The sequence below is a fragment of the Streptomyces lincolnensis genome, from assembly GCF_021173675.1.
In the GTDB taxonomy this organism is placed as follows: domain Bacteria; phylum Actinomycetota; class Actinomycetes; order Streptomycetales; family Streptomycetaceae; genus Streptomyces; species Streptomyces lincolnensis_B.
In genome coordinates, this window is record NZ_JAIHON010000005.1 from 290,444 (window position 1) to 306,236 (window position 15,793).

Sequence of the window (15,793 nt, forward strand, 5' to 3'; positions counted from 1 at the left end):
GCACTCACCCCCGCACCTACGGTCGCGAACGGAACAAGCACAACAGGAGGCGCTCCCTTGGGGCTCAGCAGGCGAACATTCACCGCCCTCGCCGGCGTCACGGCGCTCGGCTTCACGCTGGGCGGCAGTATCGGCACCCCGACGCGCGCCTCCTCCTCCCGCAGCGTGCCCACCGGCCCCGCGCCGGGCCCGCCGGCCGCCGACGGGCGCCGGCACACGGTCGGCTTCGACCGCCACTCGCTCCTGATCGACGGCAGGCGGCTGGTGCTCTGGTCGGGCGAGATGCACCCGTTCCGGCTGCCGAGCCCGTCGCTGTGGCGGGACGTCCTCGAGAAGATGCGCGCGCACGGCTACAACGCGGTCAGCGTCTACGTCTCCTGGAACTACCACTCCGCCGCCCCCGGCCGGTACGACTTCACCGGCGTCCGCGACCTCGACCTGTTCCTGCGCACGGCCGCCCAGACCGGCCTGTACGTCATCCTGCGCCCCGGCCCGTACATCAACGCCGAGATCGACGCCGGCGGTTTCCCCGGCTGGCTGACGGTGGCCGAGGGCCGGGCCCGCACCTCCGACCCGACCTATCTGAAGTACGCCGACGAGTGGCTGACCGAGGTCAACGCGATCGCCGCCCGGCACCAGTTCACCCGGGGCACGGGCACGGTCCTGCTCTACCAGATCGAGAACGAGTACGACTCCTACGTCACCGAGCCCACCGGCCGCGACTACATGTCCCACCTGTACAAGAAGGTGCGCGCCGACGGCATCGACGTACCGCTGTTCCACAACGACAAGGGCAGGAACGGCCATTGGGTCCCGGGGTCCTTCGACACCGGGGGCGAGAAGGGCCGTTGGCTGTACGGCTTCGACGCGTACCCCGAGCCGTCCGAAGTCCCGCCGGACTGGGGGCACTTCGGGGTCGGCGGCGCGAAGGGCGGGGCCACGGCCAGCCCGCGCACCCCCGGGTTCGTGCCGGAGTTCGGCGGCGGCTGGTTCGATGCGTGGGGCGGGGCCACGTTCGGGGGCAAGGGGTACGCCGAGTCGCGGCGGACCCGGGACGCGGCCTACGAGCGGCGCTTCCACCTCACCAACCTCGCCAACGGCATCACCCTGCACAACGTCTACATGACCTTCGGCGGCACCTCCTGGGGCTGGCTGCCCGCACCGGTCGTCTACACGTCGTACGACTACGGGGCGGCCTTCGACGAGGCCCGCAACGCCACGCCCAAGCTCGCCCCGATGCACCAGCTCGGCCATCTGCTGGCCCGGCAGCCGGACTTCGCCAAGCTGAACCCGGCGACCGCGGTGCGGCCGAAGGACGACCGGCTGAAGGCGTACCACCTCACCAACCCGGACACCGGCGCCCATGTCTACGTCCTGCGCAACGACTCCGACGAGCCGGTCACCTCGGAGCTGCCCGGCACCGACTTCGACGTACCGCTGACCGTCCCGGCCCGCGACGGCCGCCTGCTGGCGACCGGACTGGGCCTCGGGCAGCGGAGGCTGAAGTACTCCACCGTGCAGCCCATGATGTGCCTCACCGTGGCGCGGCAGGACATCGCCGTGTTCGCGGGCCCGCGCGGCGAGATGGCCCAGGTCGTCCTGGACTGCCCGCAGGAGCCCACCACGACCCGGCTGGACGCCGAGGGCGCCTGGGTCTACGACCGGGGCCTGCTCAGGGTGTCCGCGCCGCTCGGCGCGGGCGGGCTGACCCGGGTGAAGGTCGAGGCCGGCGGGACCGAGCGGCCGATGCTGCTGTTCTTCGCCGACGACGCCACCTCCCTGCGGCTGTGGCCCGTCGAGACCCCCTCCGGCCCGGTCCTGGTCTACGGCCCGGCTCTGGTCCGGAGCGTGACCGTGCGCGGCGACACCGTGGCCCTGACCGGCGACACCATCGGCGAGACCGGCCTGGAGGTGTGGGGCCCGCGCGGCCTCACCCGCGTCACCTGGAACGGCGAGCCGGTCCGCACCCGGCTCAGCGGCACCGGCAGCCTGCTCGCCCTCCAGCCCCTCCCCGGCGTGCCGCCGGTCGGCCTCCCCGCCCTGGACGGCGGTTGGCGGCGCAAGGCGGAGAACCCGGAATCGGCCCCGGACTTCGACGACTCCGCCTGGACCGTCGCCGACCGCAGGACCTCCCCCAGCGTCACCCCCGTCCCCGAGGGACAGCCCGTCCTCTTCGCCGACGACTACGGCTTCCACTACGGCGACGTCTGGTACCGGGGCCGCTTCGACGCGGACCCCGAGGACCTGGAGGACCTGAGGTCGGTCTCCCTCTCCTACAGCACGGGCACCCAGGGACTCCTGATGGCCTGGCTGGACGGCGAGCCCCTCGGCACCCACCGGATGCCGGTCCCGGACAACAGCGCGGTGCGGCAGGGCAGTTGGGCGAGGACGGCGACCTTCACCGTGCCGAAGGAACTCCGCGAGCGGTCGGCGGACCGTGACGCGCACGTCCTGTCCGTCCTCGTCCGCCGCATGCAGCACGACCAGGACGGCAGGGCCCAGGACAGCCACAAGGTGGCCCGCGGACTGACCGAGGTCACCTTCAAGGGCGTGTCGCCGAAGGTGCGATGGCGTCTCCAGGGCGCGGCGGCCGTCGACCCCGTGCGCGGCCCGCAGAACAACGGCGGCCTGTACGGCGAACGCGAGGGCTGGCACCTGCCGGGCTTCGCCGACGCCGGGTGGGAGCGGGCGGACCTGCCGCGCGGCGACCGCCGACAGGGGGTCACCTGGTACCGCCGGACCTTCCGGCTCGCCGTCACCCCGGGCGTCGACGCCTCGATCGGCCTCACCCTCGCCGACGACCCGGCCCGCGCCTACCGCGTCCAGATCTTCCTCAACGGCTGGAACATGGGCCAGTACATCAACGACGTCGGCCCCCAGCACACCTTCGTCCTGCCCAACGGCATCCTGCGCACGCGGGGAGTCAACACACTCGCCCTGGCCGTGCTCGCGGACGGCACGACGGGCTCCGGCCCGAAGGACGTCCACCTGGCGCTGCTGGGCTCGGCGGCCGGAGGAGTACCGGTGGTCCCGGTGGACTCCCCCGGCCGATGAGGCCGCGTGCGGCCCTTGGTGGGCTCTAGGCCAGCCGGATCACGTTCCAGGACAGCGGCTCCAGTACGGCGGTGAGGGTGCCGTCCCGGAGCGTGGTGCCCTCGACCGTGTGCGGGGCGACCCGCTCGGGGTCGTCCAGGGTGTTGCGGGCGTCGGGGTCGGCGTCCGCGAGGGCGCTGTGCTCCACGACGGTCGTCAGGTCCAGGCCGGTCAGGGCCACTTCGAGCGGCAGCGCCTCGGTCCGGCCGCGGTTGACCGCGAAGACGGTGACGGTGCCGTCCTCGGCGCGGACCGCGGTGGCGTGCAGCAGGTCGGCCTCGCCGTACTTCTTCGTCTCGTACGTCGGCGAGTCCACGCGGACGTCCAGGACCTCGCCGCGGCCGTACCTGCTCGCCTGGGCGAAGGGGAAGAACGTCGTCTGGCGCCAGGCCGGGCCGCCCGGCTCGGTCATGATCGGGGCGATGACGTTGACCAGCTGGGCGAGGCACGCGACGGTGACGCGGTCGGCGTGCCGGAGCAGTGCGATGAGCAGAGAGCCGAAGACGACCGCGTCCATGACGCTGTAGTTGTCCTCCAGGAGGCGGGGCGCCTCGGCCCAGTCCCGCGCGCCGGAGTTCTCGATCTCGTGCCACTCCGAGATGTACCAGACGTTCCACTCGTCGAAGGAGAGGTTGATCTTCTTCTTGGACTTGAGCTTCGCGCCGATGTGGTCGGCGGTGGCGACCACGTTCTCGATGAAGGACTCCATGTCCACGGCCGAGGCCAGGAAGGAGTCGAGGTCACCGTCCTCGGGCTGGTAGTAGGCGTGCAGGGAGATGTGGTCGACGAGGTCGTACGCCTCCTCCAGGACCGTCGCCTCCCAGGCGGCGAAGGTCGGCATGGCCTGGCTGGAGGAGCCGCAGGCGACGAGCTCGACGCCCGGGTCGATCTGGCGCATCGCGCGGGCGGTCTCGGCGGCGACCCGGCCGTACTCGGTCGCCGTCTTGTGGCCGGTCTGCCAGGGGCCGTCCATCTCGTTGCCGAGGCACCAGAGCTTGATGCCGAAGGGCTCCTTGTCGCCGTGGGCGGCGCGGAGGTCGGAGAGGGCGGTGCCGGCGGGGTGGTTGGCGTACTCCTGGAGTTCGAGGGCCTCGGCGACACCGCGGGTGCCGAGGTTGAGGGCCATCATCGGCTCGGCCTGGGGGCCGATCTTCTTCAGGAAGGCGATGTACTCGGAGAGGCCGAACTGGTTGGTCTCGGTGGAGCGCCAGGCGAGGTCGAGACGGCGCGGACGGTCTTCCTTCGGGCCGACCGAGTCCTCCCACTTGTAGCCCGACACGAAGTTGCCGCCGGGGTAGCGGATGGCGGTGGCGCCGAGTTCGCGGACGAGTTCCAGGACGTCGGTTCGGATGCCGTCCTCGTCCGCGGTGGGGTGGCCTGGTTCGAAGATGCCGGTGTAGACGCAGCGGCCCAGGTGTTCCACGAAGCTGCCGAAGAGGCGGGGGTTTACTTCGCCGACGGTGAAGGCGGGGTTGAGGGTGAAACGGGCGGTGCTCATGGTCGCCTTTCGAAGGGGGTGGTTCTGTATCGCGGGCGGCTGAAGGTCGTGGGGGCTGGTCGCGCCCACGCGGCGGAGCCGCAAATGGACACAGCCCCGCGCCCCTAAAAGACCATCGGCCAGCCGGTTCTTGTCCAGCGCAGTTGGTTCAGGCCCAGCTTCGGGGTGCCCTCGTCCTCTGCGTCGTAGTAGTGGTACGCCAGGATGTCGCGGCCCCGGTCCTGGAAGACCGACTGGCCGCCCGTGCCGATGTACCGGCCGTGGCCCTCCAGCAGCAGGTCGCCGCCGCCCTCCAGCATGGGCTTGCCCGTGCTGTCGGCGTAGGGGCCCGTCACCGAGGTGGACCTGCCCACCTTGATCTTGTAGGTGGAGTTCACTCCGGCGCAGCACGCGTCGTAGGAGGCGAAGAGGTAGTAGTAGCGGCCGTGCTTGACGATCTCGGGGCCCTCTACCGCGTACGGGACATCGGGGCGGGTGGCGAGGTGGTGGACCGTGGGGTTGGGGAGGGCCTTGCCGGTGAAGGGGTTCAGCTCGATCATGCGGATGCCGGTCCAGTAGGAGCCGAAGGACATCCACAGGCGGCCGTCGGCGCGGATGATCGCCGGGTCGATGGCGTTCCAGGAATCCGTGGTCTCCGAGCTGAAGACCTTGCCGTGGTCGGTCCAAGTGCCGGGGAGGCCGGTCAGGGAGGTGGCGACGCCTATCGCGGAGTGGTTGGTGCCCCAGGAGGAGACGGCGTAGTAGAGCCAGTAGCGGCCGGCGCGGTAGGAGATGTCGGGGGCCCACGGGTCGCCCGTGTCGTTGTACTCGTACCACCAGCTCGGCGGCTCGGCGAAGGCGTTGCCGGAGTCGTCCCAGTGGACGCGGTCCTTGGAGAGGCGGGCACCGATCACGCCGCCGGTCGAGTAGGCCACGTAGCCGCCGGACTTGAGGCGGATGACGGTGGGGTCGTGGATGATCTGCTGGCCGGTGATCGGCTGGGGGTCGGGGTAGGTCTCCGCCGCCTGAGCCGTGGTGGGGAGGAAGGCCAGGAAGAGTGCGGCCGCCATGGCCGTCACCGCTCTGCGTACGCTCACTGGCCCGCCAATCCCGTGTGGGCGACGCCCGCCACGATCTGCCGCTGGAAGAAGACGAAGACGACGATCAGCGGCAGGCCGGCCATCAGGCCGCCGGCCATGAGCTGGGCCCACTGGATGCCGTAGGAGTTCATGACGGTCGCGATGCCGTTCGGCATGGTCATCAGGTCGGGGTTGTTGGTCACCATGTAGGGCCACAGGAAGTTGTTCCAGGAGGCGATGAAGGTGAAGATGCCGACCGCCGCGAGGGAGGGGCGGGCGAGTGGGACGACGATCGTGAAGAAGACGCGCCAGCGGCCGGCGCCGTCGATGAAGGCGGCCTCCTCCAGCTCGCGCGGGATGCCCTGGAAGAACTTGTAGAGGATGTAGACCATCGCGGCGGGCGCGCACTGGGGCAGGATCATGCCCCAGTAGGTGTCGACCATGCCCATCTGCTGGACCGTGGTGAACAGGGGCACGCCGAGGACCGCCGGGGAGATCATCAGGCCCGACATGACGATGCCCATGAGGACGCTCTTGCCGCGGAACTCGGTGCGGGCGAAGCCGTATCCGGCGAGGGCGCTGACCGTCAGCACGACGGAGGTGACGCAGACCGACACCACCAGGGAGTTGACGAACCAGTTGGTGACGTTGCCGGTCTCCCACAGCGCCGTCCAGGCCTGGGTCGTCCAGACCTCGGGCAGCCAGTGCGGCGGGATCTCGGCGGCCTCCGCCTCGGACTTGAACGAGGTGAACAGGGCAGCGGCGATCGGCGTGACGAAGACGGCGGAGACGGCGACGCCGATGAGCGTGAGGACGATCTGGCTGGGCGTCCAGGGCCTGCGGGACTTGATCCGGATCTGGGTGCTGGTCATCGGGCGCCCTCCTCACGGTTGCGCAGCAGCCACATCCGGGCCAGGGCGATGACTGCGATGATCACGAAGAAGATGATGGACATCGCGGAGGCGTAGCCCACGCGGTAGCTGGTGAAGCCCTGTTCGAGGGTGTACTGGACGAAGGAGCGGGTGCTGAGCTCCGGTCCGGGGCCGAAGTCCATCATCACGACGGCCTGGTCGAAGAGCTGGAGCGAGGCGAGGATCTGGAGCGCGATCACCAGGCCGGTGATGTTGCGCAGCATCGGCAGGGTGATGTGGACCATGCGGTGCCAGGCGTTGGCGCCGTCGAGTTTCGCGGCCTCGTAGAGGTGGTCGGGGATGCCCTGGAGGGCGGCGAGGTAGAGCAGGAAGCTGAAGCCGACGGTCCACCACAGGGTCATGATGACGATGGCGAGCATGGCGTACGACTTGTCGGTCAGCCAGGGGGTGTCGAGGCCGAAGGTCTGGTTGATCAGGCCGATGCCCTGGGTGAACAGCCACTGGAACATGTTGGCGGCGACCGTCGAGGGCAGCAGGAACGGCACGAAGAAGCACAGCCGCCACAGCCACTTGCCGCGTTCGATGTTGTGGGCGAGCATCGCGAGCAGGAAGGCGAGGACCGTGATGCAGGGGACGACCAGCAGCGTGAAGTAGGCGCTGTGGCCGAGCGCGTCCCACATCGCCGCGTCGTTCAGGGCCTCGCGGTAGTTGTCGAGGCCGACGAAGCTCGCGCCGTCGCCGGAGATGTTGGCGTCCGTGAAGCTGAGGTAGACGCCGCGCAGCAGCGGCCAGACGACGAAGAGGACGAAGAGCAGCAGGAACGGGGCGACGAACCAGCCCCCGTGCTGGAAGCCCTGCCTGCGGCGGACGGTCGCGGCGGCGGTCGCGGTCCTGGCGCGCGCCGGTGCGACGACGGTCTGGGCGCTGGTCGACATGTGAGCGCTGGTCGTCATGCGACCGCACCTCCCTGCGCGGCGGTCCTGCCGTCCATCGGGTTCTTCGAGGCGAGGAGCTTGGTGAGGCGCTTCCTCATGGTCTGCGCCACCGAGGCCGGCTTGGCGGAGCCCATGGTCGAGGAGACGACGACCGGGCCGAGGTCCTGGGCGAGCACGCCGGTGGAGCCCGCGAACCACACCTTCGGCTCGGTGGCCTGGTGGTCCATGGCGCCGACGTACTCGTTCTGCGGGGTGAGCTTCTTGTACGCGGGCGTGGAGAGCGTCGGTGTGTACGCGGGGATGTGGCCGCCGGCCGCCCACTGGAGGGCGTGCTTGACGACGTAGGCGGCGAGTTCGTGGGCGCCCTCGTTGGCGGGGCCGCCGCGGTCGGCCTGGTGGGGCAGGACGAAGGCGTGCGACTCGGCGTGGGTGGCCGGCTTGCCGAAGACGGGCGGCAGCGGGGTCGCGCCGTAGTCCAGTTTCGCGCCGGAGAAGACCGGCACGGACCAGTTGCCCTCCCAGGTGAAGGGGGCGCCGTTGACGAACTGCTCGCCGGTGGGGGCGCCGGGGATGACATAGCCGTCGGTGACGTGGCGGCGGAGGAACTCCAGGACCTGGGTGGCCTTGTCGGGGTCGAAGAGGACCTCGGTGTTGTCGTCGTTGAACCACTGGCCGCCGAGCTGGGTGTAGAAGGCGACGAAGAACCACCACTGGAAGTTCTGGTCGTTGGTCCACAGACCGATGGTCTGGAGGCCCTTCTTCTGGACGGCCTTGGCCCTCTTCAGGACGTCGAACCACTCGTCGGTGGAGGTGACTTCGACCATCCGGCCGTCGTCGCCGAGCAGGCCGGCCTTCCCCAGCACGTCCTTGCGGTAGAAGCAGAGCTGGACGTGGATGTCGAGCGGGAGGGCGTAGAGCTCGCCGTCGATGACGCCGCGCTGCCACAGCAGGGGGTTGAAGTCCTGTTCCCGTACGCCGTACTTGGCGAGCAGGTCGACGTCCCAGGGGTCCAGGAGGCGGCCGGGTGAGAAGCCGGTGACCCGGCCCATGTGCATGACGCCGAGGTCGGGTGCGCGGTTGCCCGCGGCCGCCATGGCGAGTTTGGTGTAGAAGGGGTTGCCCCACTGGAGGGTGGAGTCCTTGACGTCGATGCCGGGGGTCGCCTTACGGAAGGCGTCCAGCATCGCGATCATGTTGGCGCCGTCGCCGCCGCTGAAGAGGTTCCAGTAGCGCACCCGGGTGTCCGCTCCGGAGGCGAGTGCGTCGGCACCGGTACCGAGGGCGGCGAAGCCGAAGCTGCCCGCCACTGCCAGTCCGCCGGCCGCTGTCAGAAGGTGCCTGCGATTCAGGCCAGGTCGTCCCATGCCCTGCCCTAACTGCTCGATCCGCTCAATATGTTCGAGATATCGAATTGCGCTCGTAACTTCGAACGGGACCGTAGATTCGAAGCGCGTTTCCGTCAATGGTTTGGACACGGGGATCGGATGACGTGGGCAGTTGGGGACGCGTAACCTCGTCGGAGGCCGCCACGCGGCCCGAACGAGGGGAGGAGGGGGGCCAGCTGAGAGAACGTATGGCCCGGCACATCTCGGCAGCGCGCAGGAAGAAGGAGATGCGCCGACTCGCCGGCCTGCTCATCGCTCCCGTCCGGGTCTCCGTCCCCACGGACCCCGAGGCGCTGTTCGACGCGCTCGTGGACTCCGTCAGCCGGTGGCGGGGGCGCGAGGTCGTGGTACGCCGGGAGGTGTTCCCGCCGCACACCGCGAGCGGACTGTGGCTGGAGGGCGACACCCAGGACATCGTCGTCGTGGACAAGCGGGCCGCCGTCTGGCACCAGATCGTGATCTTCTGCCACGAGGTGTGGCACATGCACCAACTCTCCCTGGATCCCGCCCCGTCCGCCGCCGACGGCCGTCCCCGGCCGGTGGCCGCGCGCACCGACTTCTGCCTCGCCGACGAGCAGGAGGCCGACCGGTTCGGCATGCTGATGAGCGGGCGGCTGCGCCCCTGGCTGGAGATACCCCCGGACGCGATGCCGGGCGAGGGCGACCAGGATCTCGCCGGGCGCATCGGAGCCGCCCTCAACTACCGCGGGGAGCGCGGATGAGCGGCCTGATCAACTACATCAGCTGCGGCCTGCTCTGGCTGGGCGTCCTGGTCAAGGCCCCCGACCTGATACGCCACCGCCGCGACCCCTACCTCCGGGCGATCTGCGCCGTCCTGGCCCTGGCGGGCCTGTGCTTCTTCCTCGGCGCCGAGCCGACCGTCGCCGCCGTCAACCACCTCAGCGGCATCCCCAACCTGGCCGCGCCGCTGACCTACGCGTCGATCACCGCGTACAGCGCCGCCTCCCAGATCCTGATCGTCTACTGGCGCGGCGGCCCCCACGTCCACCGCACCACCCGCCGCTGGATCGCCGCATACGCCATCCTCCTGCTCGGCATCGCCGTCACCTTCGCGCTGGGCGACGCGCCCGTGGAGCGCCGCACCGACCTGGACACCTACTACGCCACCACGCCGTACATCGCCGAGATGATCGTGCTGTACCTGCTCGGCCACCTCGCCGCGGTCAGCGTCACCGCCTGGTCCTCGCTGCGCTGGGCCCGCGAGGTGAAGAGCCGCCGGCTGCGCACCGGCCTCCTGGTGCTCGGCGCCGGCACGCTGTGCGGCGCCGGGTACAGCCTGTCCAAGCTGGCGGCCGTGATCGCCCGCTGGTGCGGCCAGGACTGGTCCGGGCTCGGGACGACCTTCTCCCCGGCGGCGGCCGGACTGGGCGCCGTCCTGACGGTCGTAGGCATTCTCATCCCCCTGATCGGCACCCGGCTGGCCGAATGGCGCCAGGCGCAACGGGACTTCGCCCGCCTGGAACCCCTCGAACGGGAACTGGACGAACTCCTCACCCGCCGCGCCCTCCGACTGCCCCGCCCCCGCTGGGCCTCCCCCGCCACCCGGCTGGTGTGGCGCCGGACCAGCATTCACAACGCGCTGGGCAGCCTGGACGCCTTCCTCGACCGCGACCTGTACGACCGTGTCCTGGACGGCGAGAGACGCACAACCCCCGCCCCCGCCCCCGAGCAGGCGGAGGCGACGGCCTGGGCCGTAGCCATAGCAACGGCCGTCCGGGAGGAACACGACCGGGACAGCCCCCTGATCGCACCCCCGACGGCCGACGGATTCGGCGAACCCCCCACCCCCGCCGCCCTCCTGGCCATCGCGGACGCCCTGGCCGCCCCCTCCCCGCTCGTCGCGGCCGCCCGGCTGCACCCCGGTACGACCACGACGGGCACGGCGTGAGCCCGGCACCCGCGGCACCACCCCCCACCGCCGCACGATCGTCTGAACGGAGTCCCCGGCCATGAGTCTCGTCGTGTATCTGGCGGCCGCGGTCTTCGGATCGGTGTGCTTCGTGATCTTCCGCAGCAGACCGCGCTCCGCCGTACCCAACCCGCTGACCGTGTCCACCTGCGCGGCGATCGTCCTGGGCTCCCTCACCTTCGTCTGCGCCGCGCCGGTCACCCTGGCGGCGGTCAACGACCTCACCGGCGTCCCCAACTTCGGCGCCCCGCTCACCTACGGCGTGCTCACCGCGTACAGCTGCTCCTTACTCATCCTCCTGATCCACTGGCGCGGCGGCTCCCCCGACCACATCCGACGCCTCGCCCTACGGGCGACCGCGGTCTACGCCGCCCTGATCGTCGCCATCGTCACCCTCTTCGTCCTGGCCGACGCGGACACCGAACGCCTCTCGGACCTCGACACCTACTACGCCACGACGCCGTTCATGCGCGAGATGACCCTGCTCTACCTGCTCGGGCACACCGCGGCGATGGGCGCGATGTGCGTGGTCTGCGTCAAGTGGATCCGCGAGGTGACGGGCCTGCTGCGGGCGGGCCTGCGGCTGATCCTCGCCGGCGCCCTGCTGGACGTGGTGGGCTTCCAGTTCACCAAGTACACGGCCGTGGTAGCCCGTTGGACGGGCCACGACCTCGACTTCCTCTCCACCCAGGTGGCCCCGCCGATGGCCGCCCTGGCCGCGCTCACCTTCTCCCTCGGCTTCGTCCTGCCCCGCCTCCTGCCCGCCGTACGCGCCCACCGCGACGCCGTCGACGCCTACCGCAGCCTCGGCCCGCTCTGGTCCCGCATCCGGTTCGCCTCCACCGCCCCCGAACCCCCCAGCGTCCGCTGGCAGTTGCCGCAGGACCGGCTGCGCTGGCGCGAAGTGGCCATCCACGACGCGCTGTTGACCCTCGCCCCCTACTTCGACGACCAGGTCCGCGAAAGCGCGCTGGACACGGCCCTGCGCGAGGGCCGCGACGCCCACGAGGCCCGCGTCACGGCGGAGGCGGCGATGGTGGCCGACGCGGCCCGCAGAGCCTCCCACCGCCTGCAGCCCGCGCCCGCCCCCAGCACCCACCGCCTCCACGCCACCGAGGTCTCCGGCACGGACGGCCTGCTGGAACTGGCACGCGCCCTCGACCGTTCGACGCGTGTGACCACCGTGCCCGAAGGCACGGTACGGGCGACACCTGGCTGAACACGAGGAGCTCCATGACCCGGAGAGCTGTCGTCATCGGTGCCGGACTGGCCGGCATGCTGGCCGCGGCCGCACTGTCCGACGCGGCGGACGAGGTGATCGTCGTGGAACGCGACGACCTGCCCGACGGCCCCGAGCACCGCAGGGGACTCCCCCAGGGCCGCCACGCCCACCTCCTCCTCGCCGGCGGCCTGACGGCAATGGAGGACCTCCTCCCCACCACAAGCCCCCGCCGCCTCCTCCTCGACGCCGGCGCCCACGAGATCTCCCTCGGCTCCGGCATGATCGGCCACACCTCCGAGGGCTGGTACCGCCGCTGGCGCCACGACGGCCCGACCATGCTCGCGTGCAGCCGGGCGCTGCTGGACTGGGTGATCCGGGGTGCGGTCCTCGACCACACGAAGACGGAGATCCGCCGGGGTCAGGTCACGGGTCTCATGGGCACGGCGGACCGGGTGACGGGCGTCCGCTACATCCCTGCCACCCCCTCCGAGTCCGACTCCGACTCCGGTGAGATGGAACTCGACGCCACGTTCGTCGTGGACGCGGGCGGGCGGGGCTCACGCGTCACGCACTGGCTGGAGCACCTCGGCATCTCCGACATCCCCGAACGAACCGTGGACAGCGGCCTGGTCAACGCCACCCGCGTCTACCGCGTGCCCGAGGGCGCCGAACGCTTCCCGATGACCATCGTCTACGCCGACCCGTACTCCGGACGCCCCGGCCGCAGCGGCATGATCCTCCCCATCGAGGGCGGTCGCTGGATGGTCAGCCTCGCCGGAACCCGCGGCGGCGAACCCCCCGCCGACCCCGACGGCTTCCTCCGCTACACCCTCGCCCTGCCCGACCCCATCGTCGGCCGCCTCATCTCCGGCGCCGAACCCCTCACCGACGTCCACCTCAGCCGCAGCACGCACAACGCCCGGCGCTACCTGGAGAAGGCCCGCGACTGGCCCGACGGCCTCGTCGTCCTCGGCGACGCGCTCGCCACGTTCAACCCCGTCTACGGCCAGGGCATGTCCGTCGCCGCGCTGGGGGCGCGTGTCCTGCGCGACGGGGTTCATGGCTTGGAGGGGCTCGCCTCTCCCGGCCTGGCGCGGCGCGTGCAGCGGGGGGCCGCGCGGTCCGTCGAGGCGGCCTGGGCGATGGCCGTCGGGCAGGACGTCTGGTACCCCGACACCCGGGGCGGCCGTCCCACCGCGGCCGATCGCCTCGTCACCCGCTACTCACGGCGCCTGAACAAGGCTGCGACCGGTTCCTATCCCGCCGCGGCGGCCCTCTGGGACGTCAGCAGCCTCGTCTCCGGGCCCGAGCGGTTGCTCCACCCCACCACGCTTCTGGCTGTCGCCAACGGGGCGCTGTTGCCTCCCCTGTCCGAGCCTCCGCTGAGTGGTGCGGAGCGGGAGGTCTTGCGGGGGTTGGATCGTACGGCGACTGGTTGAGGTCGCGGGGCGGGTGCGGGTGCGTGGGGGCAGATCGCGCAGTTCCCCGCGCCCCTTAGGTCGGTGCGGTTGCCGTGCGCCTATCGGGGTGCCTCGTGAGGTCGTAGGGCGGCTGCGGGTGCGTCGTGGCTGGTCGCGCAGTTCCCCGCGCCCCTGAGGTGGGTGCCGCGGAAGGTCGTAGAGCGTCTACAGGCCCGTCGTGGCTGGTCGCGCAGTTCCCCGCGCCCCTGGGTGAGGACAGGCGCCCGGTGATGACGCAGCCGCCCGCGGCGGTGAGGGGACGGGGCGGGGGGTGTCCGCCCGCAGCGGCCGGCGTCCGACACGCAGAGCCTCTTGCCGGAACAGTTCCGCCGGACCGAGGACGGAGACCCCCCGACCCGGCCCCGACCCACCCACCGGAGAGGGGGCGCTACGCGCACCCCCACCGGAGCCGCACAGCGCGCCGCAGGCATTCGCGGATCAGCCCGCGAAGGCCGGCTGGGGCAGTCCCTTGCCGGCGTTCGGGACGACCAGGAGGGAGCCGGCCGTCGGGTGGGGGGAGGAGAGGCCCGTGCGGGCCGTGGTGATGTAGAGGTCGGTGAGGTCGGAGCCGCCGAAGGCGCAGGCCGTGACGCGGGGGGTCGGGAGCGGAATGACACGGTCGAGGCCGCCGTCGGGGGTGTAGCGGCGGACGGCGGAGCCGTCCCAGAGGGCCACCCAGACACACCCGTCGGCGTCGACGGTCAAGCCGTCGGGGAAACCCGCGCCGTCCTCCAGAGACACGAAGGGCCGCCGGTTCACGACCCACCCGTCCACGAAGTCGAAGACGTCGACACGCCGCGTCGGGGAGTCGACGTAGTACATCAACCGCCCGTCAGGGCTCCACCCGGTGCCGTTGCTCACCGCCACGTCGGAGAGGACGACCTCGACGGCACCGTCACCGGTGAGACGGGACAGGGTTCCACCCCCCGGCGCCTCGTCGTAGCGCATGGTGCCGGCCCAGAGAGAACCATCGGGGGCGACGGCCGCGTCGTTGGCGCGGCGACCGGCCACCGGCTCACGGTGCAGCCACCGGAACGTGTCATCGGGATCGACCAGCCCCACCCCGTCCCGCAGATTGAGGACCAGCCCCCCACCCACCCGAGGCTTCACCGCCCCGACGTGCTGCTCGGTCGTACGGGAGGTACGACGCCCGGACACCGGGTCGTACGTGAACACCCGGGACCCCAGGATGTCGATCCAGATCAGCCGCCCGGCGGCGGCATCCCACGTCGGCCCCTCCCCGAGCGTCGCCTCCGCCCGAACGGCCACTTCATACGCGTACGCCGTCATCCCACACTCCGATACCCGAGCCGCTCGGACAGCTCCGCCGCCCCCTTGACGGCGAGCTGCTCCAGCTCCACCCGCCGCTCGTCGCTCCACCGGATCATCGGCACGGAGATGGACATCGCGGCGACGACCCGCCCCGTGCGATCACGCACGGGCGCGGCCACACAGGACACATCGGGATTGGACTCGCGGCTCTCCACGGCGAGCCCCCGCTGACGGATCTCGGCGAGGGCCTCGCGCAGCGCCCCGGGTTCGGTGATGCTGTTGGGCGTCATCGCGATGAGGTCCGCGTCGTCCGGGATCCGCGCGCCGAGCTCGGAGTCGGGGAGGGAGGCCAGCAGCATCTTCCCGACGGAGGTGCAGTGGGCGGGCAGCCGCCGCCCCGCCGCGGAGACCATGCGCACGGCGTGCGTGGAGTCGACCTTGGCGATGTAGATGACGTCGGTGCCTTCGAGGATCGCGACGTGCACGGTCTCGTCGCAGGTCTCGGCGACGGACCGGGCGACCTGCTGCCCCTCCGCGGCCAGGTCGAGCTGCTCGGCGTACCGGCTGCCGAGCTGGTAGGGGCGGACCCCGAGCCGGTAGCGTCCGGGCTGACCCGGCACCGGGACGATGTACGACCGGGCGGAGAGCGTGGTCACCAGCTCGTGCACGGTGGTGCGCGGCAGCTGGAGCCGACGCACGATGTCGGGGGCGGAGAGCGTCCCGTCCCCGTCGAGGAAGAGCTCAAGAATGTCGAGAGCCCGGGTCACCGCAGGTACAAGACGTCCCACGACCGGCCCCCTCCCTTGCGACTAAGGCGTCTGCGTTCGAAACTCCGGCGTTCGAAATTTCAACAGACGATCGGCATGACGAACACAGGCTAGCCACAGACCGTTTGCCCGGGCAATGGCCGGACGACGTCACTTCCACCCCATCCGTACAACCTTTTCTCACGACCTTGGTCTTACTCGTGAAGAAATCGTGACGGCGACGGAGTGGTTGATGAAGCGGGATTCCCTTGAACCGCGTCGGGCGCGCCTGAGACATGGCGCGGCGGCGGTCGCGCTCACG

12 protein-coding genes are annotated in these 15,793 nt (G+C 70.9%); 5 read left to right on the forward strand and 7 right to left on the reverse strand.

Annotated features, from left to right (window positions below):
* Positions 1–57: 57 nt before the first annotated feature.
* On the forward strand, positions 58–3,054 hold the full coding sequence (locus K4B79_RS15635; RefSeq protein ID WP_232027188.1) for a glycoside hydrolase family 35 protein: 2,997 nt from the start codon (positions 58–60) through the stop codon (positions 3,052–3,054).
* A 25-nt stretch (positions 3,055–3,079) separates the two neighbouring features.
* Here K4B79_RS15635 and arfA read toward each other — a convergent pair whose 3' ends face one another.
* The 5 genes from arfA to K4B79_RS15660 form a co-directional block, all read right to left on the reverse strand.
* Complete coding sequence (arfA, locus tag K4B79_RS15640; RefSeq protein ID WP_232027189.1) at positions 3,080–4,591, reverse strand: arabinosylfuranosidase ArfA; 1,512 nt, start codon at positions 4,589–4,591, stop codon at positions 3,080–3,082.
* 104 nt (positions 4,592–4,695) lie between these two features.
* Entirely contained in the window at positions 4,696–5,640 is a 945-nt protein-coding gene (locus K4B79_RS15645) for an arabinan endo-1,5-alpha-L-arabinosidase (RefSeq protein ID WP_232027587.1), read from the reverse strand.
* Between the two features lie 23 nt (positions 5,641–5,663).
* The gene (locus K4B79_RS15650) at positions 5,664–6,521 is read right to left on the reverse strand and encodes a carbohydrate ABC transporter permease (protein WP_232027190.1); all 858 of its coding nucleotides are present in this window, start codon (positions 6,519–6,521) and stop codon (positions 5,664–5,666) included.
* On the reverse strand, positions 6,518–7,456 hold the full coding sequence (locus K4B79_RS15655) for a carbohydrate ABC transporter permease (protein WP_374208484.1): 939 nt from the start codon (positions 7,454–7,456) through the stop codon (positions 6,518–6,520). Before K4B79_RS15655 ends, K4B79_RS15650 begins: the two co-directional genes overlap by 4 nt.
* Before the next feature lie 14 nt (positions 7,457–7,470).
* Positions 7,471–8,820 carry an extracellular solute-binding protein gene (locus K4B79_RS15660; protein WP_232027192.1) on the reverse strand — a complete coding sequence of 450 codons (1,350 nt, stop codon included), beginning with the start codon at positions 8,818–8,820 and terminating at the stop codon, positions 7,471–7,473.
* Between the two features lie 248 nt (positions 8,821–9,068).
* Between K4B79_RS15660 and K4B79_RS15665 the strand changes: the two genes are divergently transcribed.
* The 4 genes from K4B79_RS15665 (at position 9,069) to K4B79_RS15680 (ending at position 13,432) form a co-directional block, all read left to right on the forward strand.
* Positions 9,069–9,563, forward strand: a complete 495-nt coding sequence (locus tag K4B79_RS15665; protein ID WP_232027193.1) for a toxin — start codon at positions 9,069–9,071, stop codon at positions 9,561–9,563.
* Complete coding sequence (locus tag K4B79_RS15670) at positions 9,560–10,750, forward strand: MAB_1171c family putative transporter (protein ID WP_232027194.1); 1,191 nt, start codon at positions 9,560–9,562, stop codon at positions 10,748–10,750. Before K4B79_RS15665 ends, K4B79_RS15670 begins: the two co-directional genes overlap by 4 nt.
* Before the next feature lie 61 nt (positions 10,751–10,811).
* Positions 10,812–11,990 carry an MAB_1171c family putative transporter gene (locus K4B79_RS15675; protein WP_232027195.1) on the forward strand — a complete coding sequence of 393 codons (1,179 nt, stop codon included), beginning with the start codon at positions 10,812–10,814 and terminating at the stop codon, positions 11,988–11,990.
* A 14-nt stretch (positions 11,991–12,004) separates the two neighbouring features.
* Positions 12,005–13,432, forward strand: a complete 1,428-nt coding sequence (locus K4B79_RS15680) for an FAD-dependent monooxygenase (RefSeq protein ID WP_232027196.1) — start codon at positions 12,005–12,007, stop codon at positions 13,430–13,432.
* A gap of 459 nt (positions 13,433–13,891) precedes the next feature.
* On the opposite strand, the gene K4B79_RS15685 is transcribed toward K4B79_RS15680, so the two are convergent.
* Both K4B79_RS15685 and K4B79_RS15690 read right to left on the reverse strand, forming a co-directional pair.
* Positions 13,892–14,743 (reverse strand): SMP-30/gluconolactonase/LRE family protein, encoded by an 852-nt coding sequence (locus tag K4B79_RS15685; protein ID WP_232027197.1) that lies wholly within the window; start codon positions 14,741–14,743, stop codon positions 13,892–13,894.
* A complete protein-coding gene (locus K4B79_RS15690) occupies positions 14,740–15,513 on the reverse strand; it encodes an IclR family transcriptional regulator (RefSeq protein ID WP_232027198.1) in 774 nt (257 codons plus the stop codon). Before K4B79_RS15690 ends, K4B79_RS15685 begins: the two co-directional genes overlap by 4 nt.
* Positions 15,514–15,793 lie beyond the last annotated feature (280 nt).

Excerpts from the sequence above, each read along its gene's own strand:
- K4B79_RS15660 (WP_232027192.1), bottom strand. The coding sequence starts at position 8,820 with ATGGGACGACCTGGCCTGAATCGCAGGCACCTTCTGACAGCGGCCGGC.
- K4B79_RS15665 (WP_232027193.1), top strand. The coding sequence starts at position 9,069 with ATGCGCCGACTCGCCGGCCTGCTCATCGCTCCCGTCCGGGTCTCCGTC.
- K4B79_RS15645 (WP_232027587.1), bottom strand. The coding sequence starts at position 5,640 with ATGGCGGCCGCACTCTTCCTGGCCTTCCTCCCCACCACGGCTCAGGCG.
- K4B79_RS15680 (WP_232027196.1), top strand. The coding sequence starts at position 12,005 with ATGACCCGGAGAGCTGTCGTCATCGGTGCCGGACTGGCCGGCATGCTG.
- K4B79_RS15685 (WP_232027197.1), bottom strand. The coding sequence starts at position 14,743 with ATGACGGCGTACGCGTATGAAGTGGCCGTTCGGGCGGAGGCGACGCTC.
- K4B79_RS15670 (WP_232027194.1), top strand. The coding sequence starts at position 9,560 with ATGAGCGGCCTGATCAACTACATCAGCTGCGGCCTGCTCTGGCTGGGC.
- K4B79_RS15650 (WP_232027190.1), bottom strand. The coding sequence starts at position 6,521 with ATGACCAGCACCCAGATCCGGATCAAGTCCCGCAGGCCCTGGACGCCC.
- K4B79_RS15655 (WP_374208484.1), bottom strand. The coding sequence starts at position 7,456 with ATGTCGACCAGCGCCCAGACCGTCGTCGCACCGGCGCGCGCCAGGACC.
- K4B79_RS15675 (WP_232027195.1), top strand. The coding sequence starts at position 10,812 with ATGAGTCTCGTCGTGTATCTGGCGGCCGCGGTCTTCGGATCGGTGTGC.
- arfA (WP_232027189.1), bottom strand. The coding sequence starts at position 4,591 with ATGAGCACCGCCCGTTTCACCCTCAACCCCGCCTTCACCGTCGGCGAA.